Below are 1,022 nucleotides of genomic sequence, written 5' to 3'. Positions count from 1 at the left end.
CCCCCGGCCGACGCCTTCCGCGCCCTGGTCGCGGGGCCCCTGCATCGGCTGGAACAGGCGACCGGCCTCGCCTTCGGCGATCCCAACCGCCCTCTGCTGGTTTCGATCCGCTCCGGTGCCCCCGTCTCCATGCCCGGCATGCTCGACACGCTGCTCAATGTCGGGCTCACCCGCGCCACCCTGCCGGGCCTGATCGCATTGTCGGGCAATCCCCGCCTGGCCTGGGACTGCTTCGCCCGGCTGATCCGCGCCTTCGGCCAGATCGTGCGCGGCCTCGATCCGGCCTTGTTCGATGACGGGCTGGCTGCCATCCTGCGCGCGGGCCAGGCCGCATCGGCCGCCGAACTCGACAGCCTGTCCCTGCGCGATCTCGCCCTGCGCTATCTCGATATTTTCGAATCCGCCGGCGGCGTCCCGTTCCCCGACACGCCGATGGACCAGCTCGCCCAGGGCGTGGACGCCGTCTTCCGCTCCTGGAATTCCGAACGGGCCCAAACCTATCGCCGCCTGCGCAACCTGACCGGCCTGCCCGGCACGGCGGTCACCATCCAGCGCATGGTCTACGGCAATTCCGGCCCGCAATCGGGCTCGGGCGTCGGCTTCACCCGCGACCCCGCCACCGGCGAACGCCGCCTCTATCTCGATTTCGCCTTCAACGCACAGGGCGAGGACCTGGTCGCCGGCCGCACCCTGGTCACCCCCGCCGCCGAACTCGCCCGCGCCATGCCCCAGACAGGTCCGACAACGGGTCCGGCAACGGGTCCGACAACGGTTCAGGCCCAGGCAATAACCCAGACCCTGGCCCGCATCGCAACCCAGTTGGAACACCAGTTCCACGACATGCAGGATTTCGAATTCACGGTGGAAGAGGGCCAGCTCTATCTGCTGCAGACCCGCGCCGGCAAATGCGCCGCCCGGGCCCGGCTCAGGATCGCGGTCGACATGGCGCGCGAGAACCTGATCTCCATCCCCGAGGCCCTGCGCCGGGTCGAGGGGCTGGACGCTGCCGCCCTCACCCGCCG

At 70.2% G+C, this 1,022-nt stretch carries 1 protein-coding gene; it reads left to right on the top strand.

What is annotated here, in order from left to right:
* Positions 1–1,022 (top strand): PEP/pyruvate-binding domain-containing protein (locus HUK84_RS19895; protein WP_281362872.1); only part of this gene is annotated, 1,022 nt, incomplete at both ends.

Origin of the sequence: Nguyenibacter vanlangensis (assembly GCF_013376155.1) — a bacterium.
Lineage (GTDB): Bacteria > Pseudomonadota > Alphaproteobacteria > Acetobacterales > Acetobacteraceae > Gluconacetobacter > Gluconacetobacter vanlangensis.
Note: the sequence above shows the minus strand (reverse complement) of the source record. Positions and strands in the feature narration are given on the sequence as shown.